The organism is Belnapia sp. (assembly GCF_059504005.1).
Map to the genome: position 1 here is coordinate 1 of NZ_JCACHU010000133.1, position 21,850 is coordinate 21,850.

Annotated in this window: 18 protein-coding genes; 9 read left to right on the forward strand and 9 right to left on the reverse strand. The window is 63.0% G+C overall.

Going from position 1 to position 21,850, the window contains the following annotated elements; translation table 11 throughout:
• From AC5JJ1_RS17700 to AC5JJ1_RS17710, 3 genes are all read left to right on the forward strand, one after another.
• Positions 1 to 404: transposase (locus AC5JJ1_RS17700; protein ID WP_495786430.1), on the forward strand; the 404-nt coding region annotated here is incomplete at its 5' end.
• Between the two features lie 350 nt (positions 405 to 754).
• Entirely contained in the window at positions 755 to 1,423 is a 669-nt protein-coding gene (locus tag AC5JJ1_RS17705; RefSeq protein WP_495786431.1) for an exopolysaccharide biosynthesis polyprenyl glycosylphosphotransferase, read from the forward strand.
• A gap of 405 nt (positions 1,424 to 1,828) precedes the next feature.
• On the forward strand, positions 1,829 to 2,545 hold the full coding sequence (locus tag AC5JJ1_RS17710) for a hypothetical protein (RefSeq protein WP_495786432.1): 717 nt from the start codon (positions 1,829 to 1,831) through the stop codon (positions 2,543 to 2,545).
• A 617-nt stretch (positions 2,546 to 3,162) separates the two neighbouring features.
• Here the strand turns inward: AC5JJ1_RS17710 and AC5JJ1_RS17715 are convergent.
• Positions 3,163 to 3,564: a transposase gene (locus AC5JJ1_RS17715; RefSeq protein ID WP_495786433.1), complete on the reverse strand. Its 402-nt coding sequence runs from the start codon at positions 3,562 to 3,564 to the stop codon at positions 3,163 to 3,165.
• Between the two features lie 63 nt (positions 3,565 to 3,627).
• The gene (locus tag AC5JJ1_RS17720) at positions 3,628 to 4,209 is read right to left on the reverse strand and encodes an IS110 family transposase (RefSeq protein ID WP_495786434.1); all 582 of its coding nucleotides are present in this window, start codon (positions 4,207 to 4,209) and stop codon (positions 3,628 to 3,630) included.
• Positions 4,210 to 5,161: 952 nt separating this feature from the next.
• Between AC5JJ1_RS17720 and AC5JJ1_RS17725 the strand changes: the two genes are divergently transcribed.
• The 6 genes from AC5JJ1_RS17725 (at position 5,162) to AC5JJ1_RS17750 (ending at position 12,993) form a co-directional block, all read left to right on the forward strand.
• Positions 5,162 to 5,830: an exopolysaccharide biosynthesis polyprenyl glycosylphosphotransferase gene (locus AC5JJ1_RS17725; protein ID WP_495786431.1), complete on the forward strand. Its 669-nt coding sequence runs from the start codon at positions 5,162 to 5,164 to the stop codon at positions 5,828 to 5,830.
• Positions 5,831 to 6,618: 788 nt separating this feature from the next.
• Positions 6,619 to 8,547, forward strand: a complete 1,929-nt coding sequence (asnB, locus tag AC5JJ1_RS17730; RefSeq protein ID WP_495786435.1) for an asparagine synthase (glutamine-hydrolyzing) — start codon at positions 6,619 to 6,621, stop codon at positions 8,545 to 8,547.
• Between the two features lie 119 nt (positions 8,548 to 8,666).
• Positions 8,667 to 9,455: a glycosyltransferase gene (locus AC5JJ1_RS17735; protein ID WP_495786436.1), complete on the forward strand. Its 789-nt coding sequence runs from the start codon at positions 8,667 to 8,669 to the stop codon at positions 9,453 to 9,455.
• A gap of 103 nt (positions 9,456 to 9,558) precedes the next feature.
• The gene (locus AC5JJ1_RS17740) at positions 9,559 to 10,713 is read left to right on the forward strand and encodes a glycosyltransferase family 4 protein (protein ID WP_495786450.1); all 1,155 of its coding nucleotides are present in this window, start codon (positions 9,559 to 9,561) and stop codon (positions 10,711 to 10,713) included.
• Positions 10,714 to 10,978: 265 nt separating this feature from the next.
• Complete coding sequence (gene glf / locus AC5JJ1_RS17745) at positions 10,979 to 12,097, forward strand: UDP-galactopyranose mutase (RefSeq protein ID WP_495786437.1); 1,119 nt, start codon at positions 10,979 to 10,981, stop codon at positions 12,095 to 12,097.
• Positions 12,094 to 12,993: a glycosyltransferase family 2 protein gene (locus AC5JJ1_RS17750; protein ID WP_495786438.1), complete on the forward strand. Its 900-nt coding sequence runs from the start codon at positions 12,094 to 12,096 to the stop codon at positions 12,991 to 12,993. Before glf ends, AC5JJ1_RS17750 begins: the two co-directional genes overlap by 4 nt.
• Positions 12,994 to 13,128: 135 nt before the next feature.
• Here the strand turns inward: AC5JJ1_RS17750 and AC5JJ1_RS17755 are convergent, their stop codons facing one another.
• The 7 genes from AC5JJ1_RS17755 to AC5JJ1_RS17785 form a co-directional block, all read right to left on the reverse strand.
• Entirely contained in the window at positions 13,129 to 14,586 is a 1,458-nt protein-coding gene (locus AC5JJ1_RS17755) for a lipopolysaccharide biosynthesis protein (RefSeq protein WP_495786439.1), read from the reverse strand.
• A 446-nt stretch (positions 14,587 to 15,032) separates the two neighbouring features.
• Entirely contained in the window at positions 15,033 to 16,214 is a 1,182-nt protein-coding gene (locus AC5JJ1_RS17760; RefSeq protein WP_495786440.1) for a glycosyltransferase family 4 protein, read from the reverse strand.
• Positions 16,215 to 16,239: 25 nt separating this feature from the next.
• A complete protein-coding gene (locus tag AC5JJ1_RS17765) occupies positions 16,240 to 17,298 on the reverse strand; it encodes a glycosyltransferase family 2 protein (protein ID WP_495786441.1) in 1,059 nt (352 codons plus the stop codon).
• A 171-nt stretch (positions 17,299 to 17,469) separates the two neighbouring features.
• Complete coding sequence (locus AC5JJ1_RS17770; RefSeq protein WP_495786442.1) at positions 17,470 to 18,714, reverse strand: TIGR03087 family PEP-CTERM/XrtA system glycosyltransferase; 1,245 nt, start codon at positions 18,712 to 18,714, stop codon at positions 17,470 to 17,472.
• Positions 18,715 to 18,725: 11 nt separating this feature from the next.
• Positions 18,726 to 19,778 carry a FemAB family XrtA/PEP-CTERM system-associated protein gene (locus AC5JJ1_RS17775; RefSeq protein ID WP_495786443.1) on the reverse strand — a complete coding sequence of 351 codons (1,053 nt, stop codon included), beginning with the start codon at positions 19,776 to 19,778 and terminating at the stop codon, positions 18,726 to 18,728.
• Between the two features lie 5 nt (positions 19,779 to 19,783).
• A complete protein-coding gene (locus AC5JJ1_RS17780) occupies positions 19,784 to 20,638 on the reverse strand; it encodes an XrtA system polysaccharide deacetylase (protein WP_495786444.1) in 855 nt (284 codons plus the stop codon).
• Between the two features lie 100 nt (positions 20,639 to 20,738).
• Entirely contained in the window at positions 20,739 to 21,755 is a 1,017-nt protein-coding gene (locus AC5JJ1_RS17785) for an AAA family ATPase (protein ID WP_495786445.1), read from the reverse strand.
• Positions 21,756 to 21,850: the final 95 nt, after the last annotated feature.

A 21,850-nucleotide genomic window follows, 5' to 3' on the forward strand; every position in this document is an offset into this window, starting at 1 on the left:
CGCGCCCCCTCATTGCGCGATCCTATCCACGCGACAACTGCTGTGACACAGGGGGCACGGGCGACCGCGCCGAGGCGGGCCGGCTGGCCCAGGCCGTGCAGTCCTCCACCGGCCAGAGCGTCGACCTGGCCTATGTCGATGGGGGCTACACCGGTCCGAAGGCCGCTGACGCCGCCACAGCGCATGGCATCGAGCTGGAAGTGGTCAAACTGCCAGACACCAAGCGTGGCTTCGTGCCGTTGCCGCGGCGCTGGGTGGTCGAGCGGTGCTTTGCCTGGGCGACCCGTTTTCGTCGGTTGCTCAAAGACTCTGAAGGCTACGCCAGCACCCTCGCCGACTTGCACCTCGTCGCCTTCGTCTGCCTCATGCTCAAACAGGTCGCGCAACTAACTAGAAGTCCATAACGGCCTCTAGTATTTTAAGGACACAAATATCAAAGCCCAGAGCATAGCGGATACTGCAAGTGCCACAACAACACCCTGACCGAAACGACGCGTGTTGCGATCAATCTCACGGAATGATGGCCGCGAGCCTGGCACGGTTTTCAATTCTGACGAGGATTGAACGACCATAGATTGATCAGGGCTCCGAGGAACGGACTAAGCTAACGCGTAACGCAACGCATAATCAACGGTTTTTTCACAGAAAGTTTATTCCAGGTCTTTCTAAATCCTGAGACAGGCCGCCACTTTGGAGATAGATTGTCAACCAATGCCTTAATATTCAGTAAACGTCTCAACAAGGGGTACTTGGCGTGTCGGACCGGATATACCTTGATCTGAACCAGCTTCCGGAAGGTTGGCTGGTCACGGCACGTGCGACTTGCCAGGGGCAGCTCAAGGCTGCGGCGCATCGCGGCCTGGATCTGGCCTGCGCCCTGGCCCTGCTGCTGGCCACCCTGCCCCTGCTGCTGCTGGTGGCCCTCGCCATCAAGCTCGACAGCCGCGGCCCCATCTTCTACGGCCAGGAGCGCGTCGGCCTCGGCGGCCGGCGCTTCACCGTCTACAAGTTCCGCTCCATGCGGGTCGATGCCGAAGCCTCCGGTACACCCCAATGGGCCAGCAAGCGAGACCCCCGCGTCACCCGCGTCGGCCGCCTGCTCCGGCTCAGCCGCATCGACGAAATCCCGCAGGTCCTCAACGTGCTCCGCGGCGACATGGCCATGGTCGGACCCAGACCCGAGCGACCCGCCTTCGTCGAGCAACTCGAGCAGCAGATCCCCCACTACAAAGACCGCGCCTGCGTCCGCCCCGGCATCACCGGCTGGGCCCAGATCAACTACCCCTACGGCGCCTCCGTCGAGGACGCCCGACACAAACTCACCTACGACCTCTACTACATCCAAAACCGCGGACTGCGCCTCGACCTCCGCATCCTCCTCACCACCTTCCGCGTCGTCCTCCTCCAGCAAGGCGCGCGCTAGACCAGAGGTCCGTCTGAGGCGGGGGACCGAACCCAAGCTCTCGACCACACGGCGCAGAATGCGCTGCGCCTTGCGCGGCAGCGATTCGCAACGCCTGAAGCCGCCTAAACTGATGCCTTACGGTGTGGCCCTCGGGCGCAAGCCGGATGGCTGTCGATGGCCAGCATCGCCTTGCTTGGCTGTGACCTCGCCGTTCTGGCTGACAGATCCAACGGATTGGGAGTAATGCTTGGGTCACACTCGGGACCGCCACCATCACCACGCGGACCAGCCGTGTCTCGCACCATCAGCAGCCAGCTGGTTGTCCATCTGGTCACGCCAATCCAGTGCCCACACTGCAAGCGCAAGCCAGGCCACCTTTTTGACCTCCGACTGCCCAGGTCGTGCTAAAAGGAGCTTACAGCGGTGAAGACCAAGCAGTTTGATCCCAAGATGCCGGCCCGAGGTGGCGGCAGCGCGGCTGCTTTGCCGGTAACAGAGGGCCGCATCCCAGACCACGAGGGATCTGGCTCCGCCGTCGCAACCGTGACATTGGAACTGTCTTGGTCGGTCTGGGTGCGGCTGGCGACCCTTGCCACGCAAAGAGGCACCGATATACGGCGCCTGGCATTGGATCTGCTCGAGCTGGCAGTCGCCGATGGCAACTCATCCATGGCTGTCCCGACCACCTCTGGCGGTTATCGCTGGAAGGACCTGACGCTACCGGCCGGGACGGAACTCTCGTTCAAGCATCGCGGTGTCACTTATATCGCCTTGGTTACGAACGGCAGCGTGGTACATGACGGGCGTCAGGTCAGCCCATCGAAGTTCATCAATGCGATCGCTGGACCCGGCAGAAATGCCTGGGTCGGCCTCTGGGTGCGCCGCCCTAGTGATCCTGCCTGGTTGCTTGCCGATGAACTTCGCCGCCTGGCGGAGATGCAGCAAATGGCCAACCATGTCATGGCCCTCAACGCTGTGCGCATGGCGGCGGCCGATACGAATGGCCCCTCGCCGCCATCCAACCCGGCCTCATCGGGGATGTCATCGCCAGCGCCACCGGATTTTCCCGATCCATCCTCCCCCACATTGTCGCGGCCGCGGCGGCGACGGCGACGACTGGTAACCGCATCGTTGGCATGACCGCGGCACACCGCGTGGTCGGCCGATCCCAGCCTCTCGAGCCCCGCCAACGCGGCGACGGTGCCGCTCGTGAGCTGGGATGGTTTAGGCGCTAAAGGAACTCCTGCCACGACTGCAGGCCGGTAAGGCTCTGCCAACCCGGCAGCAGGTTGGCGATGCCGGGACACCAGGCCAGGCCAGCCTAGCCCGAAAAGTTCATGTGCATGACCGAGAAGCGGCAAAGGCCGACGGCCACATCGCTCCTGAAGAGTGTGAAATGATTGGAAGCCGCTTCGCGGAAACCAACATTGTCCAGACGAGACCGGATCGCTGACCGCAGGCGACCGTGCTGCTAGAAAGCCGAGATGGCCCATGTGCGGTGGGGCCGTTCTCTAATCGCGTGCTGCTTGTCAATAGGCTACATACAGAGGGTATTGCCAAGCCGAGGTCACGGTTCTCTTCGCGGTCGAAAAAGGTCGCCGCAAGATCTGGTTCGAAGCACAGGCGCTGCAATGTCCACAACGAGCTCACATGCACCGCATGTGGCTCAAGGCCCTCCCTCGCAGCCAGCCTGCACCCTCGCCCCGGCGGGCAACCCTCACATCCGGCGTTCAGCCCGGATGAAGCTCAGTCAACGGTCAAGCGGCTTGCACCTGTTCCGTGTGTTTGTCCTCGGACCAGCGGAACGGCTCGCCCGAGCGCCAGATGCTGTGCAGGATGACCGAAAGCTTGCGTGCCAGAGCCACACGCGCTTTGCCGAAGCCCGACCGACGTGCAATCGCCAGCGCCCAGTCTTTCAGGCCGGAACTGCGCTTGACCCGGGTCAAGATAACCACGGCCGCCTCGTACATGAGCGTACGGGCAAGGCCGTCACCACATTTCGAGATCCTGCCGCTTCGGTCGGTGTCGCCCGACTGGTACTGCTTGGGCGTCAAGCCCATATGGGCGCCGACCGAGCGTAATCGCGCAAAGCGCGTTGGATCCTCCACCATGCTGACATAGGAGAGAACAGACACGACGCCGATGCCGGGCACGCTCATCAGCAGGCGATATGTTGAACTTGATCTTGTCATTGTCCGGACCGCCTTGTCGAAGGCTGCGATCTACGCGCGCAGCCCTCGCCAGGCCGCCAACATGGGCTGAACAACGGGCGCCAAGTCGTCGTGCTCGGCGAGCAGAGCTTCAATCCGACGGTCGAACGGCAGGCCGCGCATGGCACCGGGCAGCAGCCCAAATACCTTGAGCACGCCGCGGATGTGGTTCGACAGGCGCGTGGTCATGCCGACCAGCTGAGCCCTCGCCCCAAGCAGTGCGCGCGCCCGGTGCGCCTCATAGGATTTGACGTGCACGGCGCGGTACCAGCCCGTCCGCATGATCTGGGCCAACCCCTCAGCGTCGTTCTGGTCGGTCTTGTTGATCTGCATCTGCAACGCCGCCCGCGCATGCCTGGCATCAAGGCAGACAACGTCCAGATTTCGTCCGCGCAGTTCATGGACCAGCCACGGCGTCATGGGGCCCGTTTCGACCCCGATCGCCGCCTCATCGCCTGCATGCCGCCGAACGGCTTGCTCGATCTGCTCGGGATGCGTCTGGCATTGACCGCGCCATAGCCCACGGCCAGTGCCGTCAACGATACAGATGGCCGTCAGCTTTTGCGAAACGTCCAGTCCTACAAACCGGGTCATCGAAAGCCTCCCACCCTGCGAGATGCCGGGCGACGCCGCCCGGATCGAGGCACTCTGGGCGGTCTCCGCCCAGGCCGCGATTACCCGATGTCCATAGCTGTGTTTGGCTTCCAATGCGGTCGGGCACTTGCCGCAGACCCGTATGTGATATGCGGATCGGGGCCGGGCCGAGGCCTGGGATGGTCGTCAGCCGCCAGGCCGCCTCGTCGTCCTTCGTGCCGCGCATAATCTCACAGTCGAGATCCTCAGTGCACTTATCCAACCTGCGCAGTTTGTCGGCCAGCACAACCAAGCAAAGGCGAGCCGCTTGCGGTCGGCCAGAAGAAGGATCCTTCACCTAAGAAGCAGGCGAGGCTATGTGCTGTGGCCCCTTGGCGACGACGATACCGGACTCGGCGAAGTCCCTCGTTAAGGCATTAATCAAGCGCCACCCGGTCCCGCGAAGTGCGCGCCCATCGCCGGCGCCACCCCTTGCGGCCAAGCGGCCAGCATCAGGGACGAGACAAGCGTCAGGGCCAGAGCCAGAGCAACCGCGGAACGAGCCGCAGCGCGGGTAAGTCATACCCATCGGAGATGTACATCGTTTCAGCCGAGCGCTACCAAAAGATGATACAACAGATGATGATCACCCAAAGCACGGCGGACATCGCAAGGCCCACCACCAGCCCTTCGGCGAAGCGGCGACTTGCTGGGTCGAGACGCCGTTGAGAAAGGCGCAGCACACGTCGAGCGTGTTTCTTGGAAATCTTCAATACCGTAGGTTGTCTCCCAAGACTGCAATCCGCGTATAAACGAGTTACTGCGGAATGACGTGCCGAAAAGTTCCTATCACAAACGTTTTATTGCTGACATTACATATTTGTAGTACACACGCATGTTGGCCTGACTATGTTGCTTCCAACAAAGTGTTGCGCAGGCGACGCTATATCATCGACGGCTTGTGGAGCTTGGCGTGTCGGACCGGATATACCTTGATCTGAACCAGCTTCCGGAAGGTTGGCTGGTCACGGCACGTGCGACTTGCCAGGGGCAGCTCAAGGCTGCGGCGCATCGCGGCCTGGATCTGGCCTGCGCCCTGGCCCTGCTGCTGGCCACCCTGCCCCTGCTGCTGCTGGTGGCCCTCGCCATCAAGCTCGACAGCCGCGGCCCCATCTTCTACGGCCAGGAGCGCGTCGGCCTCGGCGGCCGGCGCTTCACCGTCTACAAGTTCCGCTCCATGCGGGTCGATGCCGAAGCCTCCGGTACACCCCAATGGGCCAGCAAGCGAGACCCCCGCGTCACCCGCGTCGGCCGCCTGCTCCGGCTCAGCCGCATCGACGAAATCCCGCAGGTCCTCAACGTGCTCCGCGGCGACATGGCCATGGTCGGACCCAGACCCGAGCGACCCGCCTTCGTCGAGCAACTCGAGCAGCAGATCCCCCACTACAAAGACCGCGCCTGCGTCCGCCCCGGCATCACCGGCTGGGCCCAGATCAACTACCCCTACGGCGCCTCCGTCGAGGACGCCCGACACAAACTCACCTACGACCTCTACTACATCCAAAACCGCGGCCTCCGCCTCGACCTCCGCATCCTCCTCACCACCTTCCGCGTCGTCCTCCTCCAGCAAGGCGCGCGCTAGACCAGAGGTCCGTCTGAGGCGGGGGACCGAACGGCAGGCTTGGGCCATCAGCGCGTCGACCATCCGACCGGGGGCGGCCGACACCACAACGTCCACCGCCCAGGCCCACCCTATTTGACCGCAAGGGCCGCGCCGCCAGGCCGAGCGCGAGCGCGACCGACGAGAAAGGTCTCCGTAACATGTACGATGCAGGCCAAAAAGCCGTTGAGATGCGGCGTTGAAAGCTAAGATCATGCGTCTCTTGGCACCCCTCCTCGGACAGCTGGCCTAAACTGCAGCGCTTACCATGGTGATGGGCGAAGTGGGCGCGCCTCCCAGACCAGCCTCGATCAAGGCGAGCGGGCGAGTCGATGGCCTCCGTCCCATGGTGCCGCCAACGCCGAAGGTCGAGCCGGTTTCAGAACATCTCCGCAACCCAACGTCGACTGCATCAGGATTGTCTTGTAGCTTGGCAGTTGACCTAGTAATGATACACGACTTTGTGGCGGTGAGCTGCCAACCGCGGCGAGGGCAGTTGCTGTCATGGCTTGGGATGGAGGTGCATCCATGCAGCGCCACCATTTTCTGGAGCGTATCTGTCAAGCCCTGATACATGAGCGGGGAGATGGCAGTGACGGTGCGTCACAGAATTATACAATGGCGATGGGCGTGACGGCGAATAGCGCCGTGCCGTCCCACCACGTGATGGGGGCGCCCGCCCGGCGCGCCTATTGGGTTACCTAGAACCGTGATGACGCCGTGCTTGCCCGCGAGACGGCCGCAGCTACGGCCAAGAGGAAACCACTGAGATGTGTGGAATTGTCGGTGTCCTCGCCAAAGCACGCAGTATGGAGCCCGATCTCCGGCGCGTGCGGAACATGGCGGATGCGCTGCGTCACCGCGGCCCGGATGGAGACGGATTCCACGCCGAGCCGGGAGTTGCCCTCGGCCATCGCCGGCTGGCCATCGTTGATCTAGGCGGTGGCGCGCAACCCATGGCGAATGACGATAACTCCGTTGTCGTGGTCTTCAACGGTGAGATCTACAACCACACCACGCTCCGGCCGGAGCTCGAGGCCGTTGGCCACGTCTTCCGCACCCGGTCTGACACCGAGGCCATCATTCATGGCTGGGAAGAGTGGGGGCTTGGCTGTCTCGATAAGCTGCGCGGCATGTTTGCCTTCGCACTCTGGGATCGCCGGCGCGGCCAGTTGCTGCTCGCGCGCGACCGCTTGGGTGAAAAGCCGCTGCTCTATGCGCGCCTGCCCGATGGCGGCCTCGCCTTCGCCTCGGAAATCTCGGCGCTGCTGACCCTGCCCGAGATTCCGCGGCGGATTGACCCGGTCGCCGCCGACGACTTCCTCGCTCTGGGCTATGTGCCGGATCCCAGCTGCATCTGGCGCGACATTCGCAAGCTGCCGGCGGCACATTTCTTGCTGCTGGAGCCGGGCGGTGAGGTCACGCCGCAACGCTACTGGGCGCCGCCGACAACGGTCGCGGCGGATCCGGGTATGGACGCCCCGCAGCAGCTCCAAGCGTTGCTGCGGACCGCCGTGCGCGACCGGCTGATGGCCGATGTTCCGCTCGGCGCCTTCCTCTCGGGTGGCATAGATTCCGGCACGGTTGTCAGCCTCGCCGCCGAGGCCGCTGCGGCGGCCGGACCGCCGCTCGCCACCTTCACCATCGGCTTTCCCGGCGCGGCCGATGAGCGGTCGGCGGCGGCGCTGGTGGCGGCCAAGGCCGGGACGCTCCACCATGCCGAGGCGGGCACCGCCGACTACCTCGCCATGGCGCGGGACCAGGCGCGGATTTTCGGCGAGCCCTTCGGTGACCATTCCTCGGTGCCGACGCTGGCGGTGTGTCGGCTGGCGCGGCAGCACGCCACCGTCGCGTTGTCGGGCGATGGCGGGGACGAGGTCTTCGCCGGCTACCGGCGCTACCGCTGGCACATGCTGGCCGAGGCGGTGCGCACCCATCTTCCCGCCGGCATCCGCCGGCACGTCATCGGCACGCTGGCGCGCGCCTATCCCAAGCTTGACCGCGCACCGCGCTGGCTGCGCGCCAAGAACACGTTGACGGAAATCAGCCTCGACAGCGCGCTCGGCTATTACCGCACGGTCTGCAAGCTGCAGGAGGAGCGGCGCCGCGGCCTGCTCTCGCGCAGCCTGCGCGCCGCCGTTGCCGGGCATGAGCCAGCGGCGCGCATCGCCGCCGCGATGGCAGAATGCGATCCGGCGGAGCCGCTGCTGCAGGCGCAATATGCCGATGTGCTGACCTACCTGCCGGGCGACATCCTGACCAAGGTGGACCGTACCAGCATGGCGGTGTCGCTGGAGGTGCGGCCGCCCATTCTCGACCATGATGTGGTGGCCTGGGGCATGGCCCTGCCGGCGCAGCGCAAGCTCGCCGGCGGGATCGGCAAGCGCGTCCTGCGCGAAGCGGCCGCCAGGCTGCTGCCGCCCGATATCCTGACGCGGGGCAAGCAGGGCTTCGCCGCCTCGATCGGTGGGCAGTTCCGTCATGGCGCGGCCGAGGTGCGGGCGCGACTGCTTGGGGCCCCTATGCTGGATAGCGGGCTGTTTGACGCCGCGGCGCTGAGCCGCCTGGTGGCGGAGCACGAGAGCGGGCGCTTCGACCACACCCAGGCGCTGTGGCAACTGCTGGTGTTCGAGGGATTCCTCGCCGCTGATGCCCCGTCCGCAGGACAGTCCGCGACAACGGCGATGGAAGTGGCATGAGCCGCCGCACGGGCTGCCAATGGCCGGAAATGGAAAGCCCATGAGGATCCTCTACAGCCACCGCATCCAGTCCCGGGATGGCCAGAGCGTGCATCGAGATGCGATGGTCGCGGCGCTGCGTGGCGGGCCAGGAGGTGCTGGTGGTGGGCCCTCCTAGCTGCGAGCAGGCTACCCTTAGCGGCGACCACGCTATAGAGGGCTTCGTCTGGCGTACCGACCACCGCGCGTTGCCGGTAACGGAAGTGTTGGCGGCCGAGATGGCCGCTGTGGGCGCACCGCGCGAAAGCATTGTCGTGGCGCCGAACGGCATCGATCTGGCCGATTTTCCGGAAAGCCTCCGATCATCCATAGCCGAGGACACGGCCAGACAAGAGCTGACGCTCGGCTTTGTCGGCGTCGTGCGCGAATGGCGTGAGGTGGATGCCGTGGTGTGCGTGCTCGCCGCCTGGCAGGGGCACCTGCAGCTTCGACTCAAGGGAGCCGACAGAAGATCAGCTCGGCCGAGTTTCAAGCAGTTGGCGGCCGAGCATGGCATCGCCGACCGGGTGCGCTTCATCGATCTTGTGCGGCCAGAGGATATCTCACGCCCCCTCGGCGACTTTGACATCGCATTGCAGCCTGCCTCAGTGCCCTATGCTTTGCCACTCAAGATGGTTGAGTGCGTGGCCGCAAGTTGCGCCATCGTGGCGACAGACCAACCTAACATCCGTGAAGTGCTGCAGGACGTGTGTACGGCGCTGCTGTCCGACCCGATTGGGACCGGAGCGATTTCGCAGCCTGTACGACGACTAGCTGGGGATCTGGTGCTGCGCCTGAGCCCGGTCAGGGCCGCGCATAAGGAAATCTTGCTTTGTGGTCTGAGCTGGGCGGGCAAGGCGGACCGCATCGCCGCACCACCGGAATCGTAATGATGTGGCGGAAAGCAAAGGTTGATATGATTAATAGAACGGTGGTGGCGGAGTATGCGCCGTGAGGCCTTCGACTGCCAACTTTCGGTCTGAACCGTTACATGTGCTGCACTGTTGCGAAACACCAAGCCCGTCATCGGAGAGGCCCCGCACCGGCCGCCCTCCGCTGATACTCAGCATCTTTCCTAGCTTCGTCGTTGGGGGAGCACAGGTACGCTTTGCTGCGTTGGCAAATCATCATGGAGGTGCTTGGCGACATGCAATTGTCGCTATGGATGGCCGGACCGATTGTGCCGCACGGCTCGACCCCGGGCTTGACGTTATGTTTCCAAAGGTCGCCATCCGCCGCAGCGCAACGCTAGAGAATTTGAGCCGCTTCCGCTGCATCTTGAAAGACCTCGCTCCAGATGTGTTGGTGACCCACAACTGGGGCTCCATCGAGTGGGCGATGGCAAATCAGTTGGTTTTAGGGCGCCACCGCGTTCGGCATGTGCATATTGAGGACGGTTTTGGCCCGGAAGAGGTAGAGGGGCAGATTCGCCGGCGTGTCCTGATTCGGCGCTTTGTCCTGCGGCGCAGCACGGTGGTGTTGCCTTCGCTCACACTGCAGACCCTTGCTGCAAAGGTCTGGCGTCTGCCCGCACCTCGCCTGCGCCATATCCCAAACGGCCTCGATCTTGACCGCTTCCAGCCTACAATCGAGCGGTCGCCTCTGTCTGTCCCAGGCACAGGCCCGGTGGTTGGCACAGTTGCCGCGCTGCGGCCGGAAAAGAACCTCGCCCGGCTTCTCCGGGCTGCCGGGCTGCTACGCGACGAGGGCTTAGCGCTGCGCCTCGCCATCGTGGGCGAGGGGCCCGAGCGCCCAGGCCTCGAAGCCCTCGCCGCCGAGCTCGGGCTGGCGGATAGGATGCTCTTCACCGGCGGCATGGCGGATCCATCCGTCGCCTATCGCGGTTTCGACGTCTTTGCCTTGTCCTCCGATACCGAGCAGATGCCTTTGTCGGTGCTCGAAGCGATGGCAACGGGATTGCCGGTCGCCGCCACGCGGGTCGGCGACGTCCCGCAGATGCTGGCCTCTGCCAACCAGCCCTTCCTGAGCGCCTGCGACCCAAGCGGGCTGGCGGCCGCCCTGCGGCCACTGCTGCAGAATGCGGTGTTGCGCCGGCGGGTTGGCGAAGAGAATCGGGCGAAGGCCGAGCGCGACTATGATCAGCAGATCATGTTCCGCTGCTATGGGGCACTGCTGGATCATCCGTAAGGTGGCAGACCGCCACGGGCAAGGCAGGGCAGGACTGCTGCAGGCCATGGCAGGCCCCCAGAGGCAAGGTCGGAGAAGGCGCCGCCGGCGGCCTCCCCATGTCCGCTTGCCCAACACGCCATCCGGATGGGGCCTGCGCCCAAAGCGCATGGCGGCGCCGGCTTATCCAATGTTCATTGTTGTCGCGTACCTTCTGGCGGGAATAATGCAACGATGGCGTGGATCTTGGCAGCGAACTAACAATGGCGCGGTTTGAGGGTTAAGCATGCGGGTGAAATGGCTGATTGTTGGCGCTGGCTTCACAGGCTGTACCCGGGCGGAGCGGCTCGCAACGCGGCGCGACGAGCGGGTCCTGCTGTTGAACCGCCGGCCGCAGGTCGGCGGCAATGCTTTTGACTGCGAGGATGATCACAGCATCCTCGTTCTTCGTTACGGACCGCACATCTTCCACACCAACTCTCGCAAGGTTTGGCATTACCTGTCGGGCTTCACCGAGTGGTGGCCTTACGAGCACAAGGTTCTTGGCCGGATCGGCGGCCAGTACATCCCCTTGCCGTTCAACCTGAACTCGTTGACCGCGACCTACGGGTCGGCCGATGCGCAGCGGCTGGCGGACAGGCTGCTCTGCTTGTACGGGCAGGACCGCAAGGTCCCCATCCTCAAACTGCGCCAAAACCCCGACGCGCAGGTGCGCCAACTCGCTGACTACATCTATGACAATGTCTTTCGCAATTACACGGTGAAGCAGTGGCAATTGACGCCGGAGCAGTTGGATCCCGCCGTCACTGGCCGAGTGCCGGTGCGGCTCAATCACGACGACCGCTACTTCGAAGACACTTACCAAGCCGTGCCGTCTCCCAGTTACAGCGCCATGTTTGCTCGGATGTTGGCGCATCCCAAGATCGGCGTCGTCCTCAACACGGATTACCAGGCAGTACGCTCCACGATGAGCGTCGAGCGGACAATCTTCACCGGGCCGATCAACGAGTATTTCGAGTACTCGTTCATGACGCTGCCCCATCGCAGCCTGCGCTTCGAATTCGAGAATCTCGACCAGCCCTGCTACCAGCCGGTCGGTACCGTTAACTACCCCAACGACGAGGAATTCACCCACATCACCGAGCAAAAATACGTCACAGGCCAGACGCATGACCGAACCGCGATCGTGTGGGAATACCCGCAGCCCTACCTGCCCGGGACCAATGAGCCGTACTACCCCATTCCACCCCAGCAGAACCGGCTACAGTACGAGTACTATGCCAAAAAGGCCGAGAAGCTAAAGGGCTCTGTCATATTCGCAGGGTGGCTGGCCGATTACCGCAATTACAACATGGATCAGGTCGTTGGCCGAGCCCTCAATGTTTTCGAGGAGGAGATCGCATGAGCGCTCAGGTTTGTGCTGTTGTTGTAACGTACAACCGCGAGACCTTGTTGCGGGAATGCCTCCGCTCCCTGGAGGCGCAAACGCGACGGCTGGACACCATCCTCGTCGTCAACAACTGCAGCACGGATGGGACGGCAGAGATGCTGGCCATCGAGTTCGCCCATCTGTCGCAGCTGTCTCTCCCAGTCAACAGCGGCGGCGCCGGCGGTTTCTATGAGGGCATGAAATGGGCGTTCGAGCGTGGCTTCGACTGGATTTGGGTGATGGACGACGATGTCGAGGCGGTTCCGGAGGCGCTGGCCACCCTGTTGGAGTTCGCGTCGCTGTCTGACTTCATCCATCCGCGTCGCATCGGCAGTGATGGCCGGGCGTTTCCATGGGAAGGCGTGTTGGATCCCACCACCGTCAGCAAGAAGTCCTTCCCCAGCGATATCGGCTTCGAGAACGGGCGCACCTGGATCCCGGTCAACTACGGCTGCTTCGAAGGAGCCCTGATCCACCGCCGCGTGGTCGAGCGGATCGGCTTGCCGGACAAGCGCTTCTTCATGCAGGGCGACGACCAGATCTACGGCTACCAGGCCTCGCTCCACACCACCGTCATTTATATCAACCGGATCGGGTTCCGGCGCAAACTGCCCTATTCCGCCGAGGCGACAGAAAACAAATGCTACCTGCTGTTCCGGAATCGGTTCCTGGCCTACGAGCATTTGGTGCGGTCAGCCCTGCCGATGTCCCGCGTGGCCTTCTGGTTCGAGAACCTCCTCCTGCTGGCTTGGTATGTCCGGAGCACGACGCCGCGGCGACCGCGAAGCTATTGGCGCAATCTGCGCGGCATGCTGACCGGCCTCTGGGACGGCACCCGAGGCCGGTACGGCGCACCACCTTGGATCCGGTGAGCACAGGCCCGCCGCCCGGGACCCGACCGGACGCTGGCCGGGCCGCCGTGGCAGCACCGGCGAGGCGGCTTCCCACAGCCCGCAGCGCAGAGAACCTGCGGGCTCTTGTCGGCGCGCCCGGCGCGCGCACGCCCTTCAGGCGGATCGGCCGATGCGGCGGCTGATCACCCTCAACCCGTCGCGGAGCTCGGCGAGGAGCGGATGATCCGCCAGGATCAGACCGGCAATCCATCCTAAGCCGGCGCCGACCGAGGCGAGCGCCGCAGCCGCAAGCGACATGGTGTTCCCGAAGCCGCCATGGATGATGACGACCAGTGCCGGTGCTGCGGCCGCGCAGAGCGCGACGACGGCGCTGCGCCGGACCGCAAGTGCAATCTCCAGCCAAGAGACGCCAATCTGCCGCCGGATGAAGCTCAAGGCTACGATCACTTGCAACGGCGCATTGATCAGTTGCGTTGCTGCGACCGCTTGCAATCCAAAAGGTGAAGCCAGAAAAATGAGGAGAATAGAAGGTGGCAGCGAAATTAAACTCATTGCAAAAGTATCTTGAACTCGGCCAAGCGCAACAAGGGTAGGATAGGTCATAAAAGCCGGGAACATGGCAAGCGAGGCAGTTGCCATTATACGGACCAGCGGTGCAACTTCGAGCCATTGATGCCCAAGTAGCACTAGAACAACAGGCTCCGCAAGCAAAGCGAGTACGACCAGACTAGGCCACTGCAACGCTGATATGTAGGAAAGCGCTTGAAGGTAAGTTGGCTTTAAATCGATATTCCGACGCACTCGTTCCGACAGCGCCGGCAGGACGACCGGATTGAGAGCGCTGATCACGAGCCTGTCCGGCAGTTGGCATAGCGTCACCGCCCGTCCAAAAAAGCCTAGTGAAGTGAAGCCAAGTGTCCGCCCAATAATCAGCTGTGGTAATTGGTCCTGAAAAACATTGATAATAGCTGTCGCCGTTGAGTATGTACCAAAATGCACTAACCTGCGCCACTCCTTAAACGACAAGCGGCAAGCCCAGAAGCAAGGGCGGAACGCGTTGGCTATAATCGTTCGCGTAAGGCTTGCAGCAAGCGTTGCCCAACCAAGGCTCATAAAACCATAGCCTAGAAGCGCCAATGCCACAACAACGCTTAGATTGACCAGCGTCGATAGCAGACTGATTGCCGCGATTGCGTCAAAAGCCATATCTCGCCGCAACAAGCTGAAGCTGGGCATAGAAAACGGTAAAAGCAAGAAGTTAGCTACGAATAGGGGTATAAGGTGTCGCAGTTCAGGTTCGTTGTAGAACGCTACCATAGTCTCGGTTCCGAGCAAAAGCCCGAGCGCGCACACAAAAGACAACATAAGCGTAATCGTAAAGGCAGCTTGTACGTGCTGATTGGTAATATGTTTTTCCTGAACGAGAAAGTTACCGACCCCGAAATCTCGGAGTACGTCAATCAACATGACCACGGCCATGCCAACGGCAAAAAGACCGAAGTCCTTTGGCGTGAGAAGGCGAGAAACAATTACGGTACCGACAAGGCTCAGAGCATATGAGCCGTATTTCTCTGCAAAGGAAAAGGCGAGAGAGCGTCGGATCGTACTCATGGATACCGCATGATGCTGGATTGATTGGCCTCAACGACTTGAGAGACGGTCAAGCGTGTTACCTTCACCCTAGATTGATGTCGGCTTCGGCGGGTGAGTATTAGGTAGGATATACTTGCTGGCAGCCCCTGCATCAGTAAGTTTCCCTTAAAAATGCTAGTACTTGCGATCGGAAAAATTCCTGAGTTGGCGTAACCGAAATTGCTGCCAGATGTTTAAGAACATCGGGGTTCATTGCGAGTTATGACAAGGGTTGACGGCATCTTAGGTATAACCGCCCCGCCACCGACAAACACCAAAAGTCTTCGGTATCAGCCGCCAAGCAAAGATAGTCTTTAACGGGGTTAAGTTCATGGTTTCATATTTTCTAGCGAAGGAGAATGTGGGAGAGCATTGAGGCGTAGTCTTGCGGCCACTACCATTGCTGCCTCGGGCAGCAATGGCATTCAACCGGCCGCCGCACGAGTTGTCCTCTCACGCGCCGAACCTTTGCTCTGAGTAGCTCTGAGCTTTTCATAAAGTGATTGCACATCACTGGCGAAGCGGTCGCGGCCAAACCGTCGTTCTGCTTCAATTCGAGCAGCAGCTCCCAGCGCATCGGCTTGCTCGGGATCCGCGATGAGGCGTGTGATGGCTGCTGCCAGCCCCTCGGCGTCACCTGCCCGGTGCAGCAATCCAGTAACGCCGTCGGTCAACGCCTCTGGAACACCGTCAACGGCGGTGGCGATGCAGGGCCGTCCGGCCGCCATTGTTTCGAGCAGCACGAGTGGAAGGCCTTCAAAATGCGTGCAGAGGACACAGAGGTCAGCAGCATACATTAAGCGTACTAAGTCGGTTCGAAAGCCAGCGAACACGAAGCGATCTAAAACGCCGGCACGATGCGCGAAATCTTGCACCTCGATGAAATGCTGTCGGTTTGTATCGAATTCGGAATTATCACCAACTATTAGAAAGTGGAGCGCCGGCTGCGCTTCACGCAGCCGCGCCGCCGCCCGAATCAGAGTGAAATAATCCTTTTGCGGGTGAACGCGAGCAAACATCGCAACGATGACGGTGTTGTCGGGCAGGCCAAATTCTCCCCGTACCGCGCGGGCTGCCGCTGCGCGCTCCGTTCGAGTGGTCTGAGGCGGGATATCAATTCCATCGTAGAGAATGCTGCTGCGGGAAGACCGTATCCGCATAGGAAAATGGTCGAGTGTATTGCGAGATACAAACGCAAAATGGTTCGCAGCGTTGATGAAAATGCGCTCTCGTCGATCGATCCGCGTCTCTCGATTGCGCACGTGGCACAGCACAGGGCGGCCAGCAAGGCGGCCAGCGACGGCGACACGGTAGGCGGCAGAAACATCAGCACAATGGATGATGTCGAAGTCACGAAAGATTTTTGCCAGCGCGTTGGAGGTACGCAGAAAGGATGACGCTTCGCGCAGGAGGCTTGGCTCAGGCCGTTCAACGCTGTCAAGGCAAGTGATGACGCCTTCCTCGAGATAGGCGCGCAGTCCCATCGTTGGTCGCAGAAGGAGGGCGGTGCTTAGTATACCGAAGGGCCGTACGGCCTCGGCGATGCGCCGCGTCGCTATCTCCGTGCCACCAATTCCTGGAAAAGGCAAAACGTGTAAAACTTTCATGCGCTGTGCGAGCCATTGCGGCAGATCATAATGAATGGCCCTTAGATTTTACTGTCCGGCCGCCGGACCGCGGCGTAATCCGTTTAAGCACAGTCCCGGCAGGCGCCAGTGCCTGCCAACAGCGCGGGCCGAGGGCACGTTTTACAACGGTCTTCCACCAAAGCGGCTTCCTGCGAATTGTGCTGTCGATAGTCAAAGCTAGATCCATCAAACGTGCCGTCGCGGCATCTTCCTTCGCCTCCTCTAGGTGCCGCGCAATCGCCCAAAGCACCTCCTCCGCAAGCGAATGATAGGCGAGTCGTGCGAGCTCTTCAGCGTCTACCAATCTTTCAGATTGGCCTTCAAAAAAAACCTGGAAAGCCTTGTGGCGTTGCTCGTAATCTGCCCGCATACGGTCGGCATTGTAGCCATGTCGCATATTGTGGGCATGGATGCGGGTAAAAGCCTGCGTTTGTGAAACTTCACCGACATTGCCATGGGCAGCGAGCCGGAGCCACATTTCCATGTCGCCTGAATGCGGCAGTTCCGGTCGGTACCCGCCGACCTGCTTCTGCAGGGCGGTGCGAACAACCGCGGTTGCCGTTTCAACTGAGTTTATTGGTTGAGTACATAATTTACGGATAAAGTCAGAGCCGCAAAGAATTCGCTTCGAGCTGGGTGGCGCTTGCTCGTCCAAAAGCTTCTCCGGAAGTTCGGACTCATCTCCAAACCGGATGGCAGGGCCATGGACGAAGGCGACGCTCGGTTCGGCTTCCATCAACTGGACGGCACGTGCGAGAGCACCCGGAGCTAGCATGTCATCCGACGACAGCAGCAGCATATAGTCAGCGGCAAGCCACTCAATGCCCTCGTTATAGGTGGCAATGTGCCCCCGGTTTACCGAGTGAGCGATTACCTGCACGCGTGATTCCTCGGCCGCGATCATGCGGGCGATCTCAAGTGAATCATCAGTCGAGCAGTCGTCAATGATAAGGGCACGCACCCGGCAATCAGTCTGACTAAGCACGCTACCGAGGCAGGTGCGCAGGAAGCGTCCGTAATTGTAGCAGGGTACGATGATGTCCACCTCGGGCAGGACCACCATCCTAGCTACCGAACAGCCGTTCGTTGGGGGCGTCGAGGCGGCAATCATGCGGTCATCACCCTACGTAGCGCGCTGGAAGCGCGATGGTGCAGATCAAGCACAAGTCAGTAAGTGAACGCCGTCGTGAATGTCTAAAGCCGCACGCCGAAACGTGGTGGTGCATCTCTTCAGTCATGCTGCCTCCCGCTTGCGGTCATGCGAGCTGTCCAGGATCGCGTCGAGTCGCTCCAGACTGCCGGTCCAGGCATGGCCGGCAACGACAGCATTGCGTGCTGCGATGCCGAGGTCCGGATGATGGCCGTCTAAAACCTCAGCAATTTGCCGCGCCATCGCCTCGGCGCCATCCGCTACCAACAGATCCCGACCCGGATGGGCACGCACGCCGGCAAAGGCCTCTGAGGAGGCGACCACCGGTCGAGCCATCGCCATGGCTTCCAGCACCTTGTTTTGTACGCCGCGGGCGATGCGCAACGGCGCGACCGCGACCGCGGCATGGGCCAGGTAAGGCCGCACATCCGGCACCCGGCCGGTTACGTGGACGCCAGGCAGTGCTGCCAGCGCGCGCACCGCTGGTGCGGGATGGGTGCCCACGATGTGGAACTCCGGTGCCGGCCGCCGCATCCGCAGCAGTGGCATCACGGCCTGGGCAAACCAGCATACCGCATCGACATTCGGCCGGTAATTCATCGTGCCGGTAAAGACGAGCGCAGGCCCAGCCTTCGGGCGGTAAGGGCTCGGGGGGGGTGGCGCGGGCGCAAACCGCTCAAGGTCCACCCCGTTGTCGAGCGCCACCACGCGTCCGGCGGATTCCGGAGCTAGCGACATGAAGTGCATCCGCTCCGCTTCGGAGACCAGTAGCGTCACGTCGAAGCTGGCTGCTGCTTGGCGCTCGAAGGCGAGCAGCGTCCGCGCCTCCCTGGCCCAGACCTGGCGCTTGGGGAAGCGGGCGCCGTCCTCGGCATAGGCGCGCCACTTCTCGGAATCCACGTCCACCATGTCGAGCACCCGGCGCAGCCCGGGACGCCGCTCTGCCGCCGGTCCCATCGCATAGGGCGCCATCGCCGAGGAGTAGACGAACACCGCGTCATACCGCCCCGCCGCGAGCCCGCCCTGGGCCCAACGCCGCAACTCCGGCTCGTCAAACCAGTCGAGCGTCAGCGGCCGTCCTGGCCGGAGGCCCAGCAGCGCGCGCACCAGGCGCTGCCGGGGCTGCAAGGGCCGGCACATCACCGTCTCGCAACGCGCCTGCAGCGCCGGCAGATACACGGCATCCGCTGGGTCATCCACCAAGCAGCCAAGATCGATCGCCCAGCGATCGGCCAAATGGTCGAGGAAATGCCAGGCTCGGATCTTCTCGCCCTTATCGGGGGGATACGGAATTCGATGACATAGGAAGAGCAGCCGAGGCTTATTCATTGGCGCACTGTTCAGCCCAGTCCCCGCACCAGGGGCGGACCGAGCAGATTGGCGACCGGCAGGGGCAGTCGCTTCCAGGCAGCAATGAACAGCCGATATTTGGGGTTGTTCGGGTTGTTGTCGGGAATGCGGGCGCCCTCCGCCAGCCGATAGCAGTAGTGCAGCGCCGCCTCTTCGAAGCCCCAGTTGCGCTTGAAGGCGAAGGCCCCGGTCCCGGCCTTGCTGCGGCCAAAATCGAACAGCGTGGCGCCACGCTCGCGGCCAGCGCGACGCATCACCTCCCAGTACATGAAGTCGTTGGCTGACAGGCCGCGTGCCGCCGCCGTGCCGCCGCCATAATAGGGCAGCACCTCCTCGCGGAAGTAGAAGTTCAGCACCGCCGCCACGGGCCGCTCCTCGTGCAGCACCGTGGTCACGTCGTGCTCGCCCGGGAAGGTCTCGCCGAGCAGTCGGAAGTAGCGGCGCGGGAAGACCGGGGAGCCGAGGTTGCGTACGCTCTCGGCATAGATCCGGTGCAGCCGATCAGTGTCGCCATCGGACACGCTGGTCAGTCGAAAACGCTCGATCGCCTTGCGCACTTCCGCGCGCGGCTTGCGTGGGATGTTCTTCTGCAAATCCTTCGCATCGTCGCCAGTCATGACAATCGGCTTGCGAAAGGTGAAGTAGAGCGGTGGGCGCTCCGTCCAGCCTGGATCAGGTGCCGACAAACGTCGATATTCCAGGCAAGGCACGCCAAGGCGGCGCTGCAAGGCCAGCGCATGCGCCTCAAGTGCCGCGCCGGCTTCCTCGGTGGTCGAGACGGCACCGCCATAGACACAGAAGGGGGTTGAGGCGAGGGTGTCGCCGAAGAGCCGCGTGCGCATGCGCGCCAACGGCAGCACGCCGACGATGGCGCCATCCTGTTCGGCCAGCGCGTAGTAGGTGCGGTGGCCGAAGGCGCGCGTGATCACCCGCCGCCAGGGCGAGAGATGAAAGAAGGTTGCCGCGGGCGTCGCGCGCACAAAGGCGTCCCACGCGGCCTCCTCGGCGGCTCCATCGCCAAGCTCGCGGATTCGCACGGTCATGATACTTACTCCGCAGCGAGGCGTGGCGTCGGCGCGGCCGGGAGTTCAGCGGCGAAGACCACATCCATCCGGTTCCAGGCAAAGTCGCGCAGCAGCCGGTCGAGCCGCGTGGCCATGCTGCGGAGGCCGGTATAGTGGCGGAACTTCGACAGCCGCCTGGCCTTGCGCACGCGCGGCTGGTCCGGATCGATCTCCCAGGGATGGAAGTAGAAGAGCCCCGGGCGTTGCTCCTGCCGGTTCACGCGCGACAGGCCCGCCCGGAACAGCGCGTAGGGCACCAGCCGGAACCAGCCGCCGCCGGCGCAGGGCAGGTTGCGCCCGGACAGGTGCACCGTCGTCATCGGCAGCTCCACCACCCCATCGGAATGCGGCCGGTGCGGCCCGCGTGGCGCATCCGGTGCGCCATACAGGTCGTGGCGGACCGGAAAGACCGAGGAGCTGTAGGTATGACCCTCCTCGGCCAGCACGGCGTGCGCCCAAGGCGTGCTGCGCGGGCTGATCGAGAACGTCGGGGCACGGTAGCCGCGCACCGCGACGCCACCGATATCCTCGAGCACGCGCTTGGCGCGGCGGATATCGGCGCGAAAGCCCGCCTCGCCCAGTTCATGGACCAGGCGGTGATCCCAACCATGGCTGGCGAGCTCATGGCCGGCGGCCACGATGCGGCGCACCAGGGCCGGGCTGCGCTGCGCCACGCAGCCCAGGGTGAAGAAGGTGGCCTGCACCCCGGCCTCGGAGAACTGGCGCAGCACGTGATCCGTATTCGCTTCCACCCGGGATTCCAGCCGGTCCCAGTCGCCGCGGGCAATGGTGCCGCTGAAGGCCTGGACCTGATACCAATCCTCGACATCGACGCTCATGGCGTTCGCAAGGCGCGGAGACGTGGCCTGCCGTGTCATCGCAGGAATCCTCCATTGACATGCAGCGCCTCGATCCGGCGACGGCTGTCTACCAGCCCCATCATGGCCGGAAATCTTTGTGGCCCGTCACCGAGTCGCCGAACAGGTCGCGGAGGCGATTATAGATACGCTCGCGCTGCGCAACAATGTGCTCGAGTCGCGCCAGGCGCTGATCGAGCTCGGCGAGCGCCTTCGCTACGGAGGCGGGCGCGGCAGCCTCCGCCGCCGCCTCCGGCTCGAAGCCGCCACCCAGATCATCCTCGAGCTCCAGTGCCGTCGCCTCGACCAGGGCGGCACTCAGCTGCGGCGCATGCTCGAGCTCGCCGCCGAGCAGTACCCGCGAGCAGAGCCGGTTAATCCGCCGCGGGACGCCACCGCTGTGTTGATGCACGAGGTCGATCGCGCCCTCGCCCCAGCCTGGCACGCCGTTCCAGCCAACCGCCCGCATGCGGTGCTCGATATAGGCGTGGGTTTCCTCCCGCGAGAGCTGGCCGAGGTGGTAGGAGGCGAGGATCCGCTGGCGGAGCTGGTCGAGATCCGGGCTCGCCAGCGTCCTCCGGAATTGCGGTTGGCCTAGCAGGATCGTCTGCAGCAGCGCCTGCCCAGCCTCCCCCGTGATGTTCGAGAGCATGCGAAGCTCCTCGAGCGCTGGCAGGGGCAGCGCCTGTGCCTCGTCGACGATGAGCAGGTAGCGCCGCTCGCCCTTTCGCAGGGCAGCGGTGATGCCGCGCAGGATGGCCACCTTCGAGCCTTCCGTCTCCGTGCCGAAGGCGTCCGCCGCCAAGCGGAGGAGGTCATCGCCTGAAACCTGCGAGGTCGCGATGCGCGCCACCACATAGGTTGCCGGATCGAGCTGCTCGCACAGATGCTCGACCAGCGTTGTCTTGCCGGCGCCGACCTCGCCGGTGATCACGACGAAGCCTTCGTTCTGCGCCAGGCCGTAGAGCAAGTGCGCGTAGGCTCGGCTGTGGATCGTGCTCGGAAAGTAGAGGCGGGCATCCGGCGTCATCCGGAACGGATGCTCGCGCAACCCATAGGGTTGGTTGGACACCATGCTCATCCCGACATGGGCGTTCATGGGCGACCTCGCATGTTTGCGGCGCCGGTCCCGGCCCGGTTTCGCAGCGAGGAACCGGGCCACGGAGCGGGGTGGGTTGCAAGCTGGGCGGTCAT

Coding starts and splice junctions, on each gene's coding strand:
- AC5JJ1_RS17715 (WP_495786433.1), bottom strand. CDS start 3,564: ATGAGCGTGCCCGGCATCGGCGTCGTGTCTGTTCTCTCCTATGTCAGC.
- AC5JJ1_RS17720 (WP_495786434.1), bottom strand. CDS start 4,209: ATGACCCGGTTTGTAGGACTGGACGTTTCGCAAAAGCTGACGGCCATC.
- asnB (WP_495786435.1), top strand. CDS start 6,619: ATGTGTGGAATTGTCGGTGTCCTCGCCAAAGCACGCAGTATGGAGCCC.
- glf (WP_495786437.1), top strand. CDS start 10,979: ATGCGGGTGAAATGGCTGATTGTTGGCGCTGGCTTCACAGGCTGTACC.
- AC5JJ1_RS17750 (WP_495786438.1), top strand. CDS start 12,094: ATGAGCGCTCAGGTTTGTGCTGTTGTTGTAACGTACAACCGCGAGACC.
- AC5JJ1_RS17755 (WP_495786439.1), bottom strand. CDS start 14,586: ATGAGTACGATCCGACGCTCTCTCGCCTTTTCCTTTGCAGAGAAATAC.
- AC5JJ1_RS17760 (WP_495786440.1), bottom strand. CDS start 16,214: ATGAAAGTTTTACACGTTTTGCCTTTTCCAGGAATTGGTGGCACGGAG.
- AC5JJ1_RS17765 (WP_495786441.1), bottom strand. CDS start 17,298: ATGGTGGTCCTGCCCGAGGTGGACATCATCGTACCCTGCTACAATTAC.
- AC5JJ1_RS17770 (WP_495786442.1), bottom strand. CDS start 18,714: ATGAATAAGCCTCGGCTGCTCTTCCTATGTCATCGAATTCCGTATCCC.
- AC5JJ1_RS17775 (WP_495786443.1), bottom strand. CDS start 19,778: ATGACCGTGCGAATCCGCGAGCTTGGCGATGGAGCCGCCGAGGAGGCC.
- AC5JJ1_RS17780 (WP_495786444.1), bottom strand. CDS start 20,638: ATGAGCGTCGATGTCGAGGATTGGTATCAGGTCCAGGCCTTCAGCGGC.
- AC5JJ1_RS17785 (WP_495786445.1), bottom strand. CDS start 21,755: ATGAACGCCCATGTCGGGATGAGCATGGTGTCCAACCAACCCTATGGG.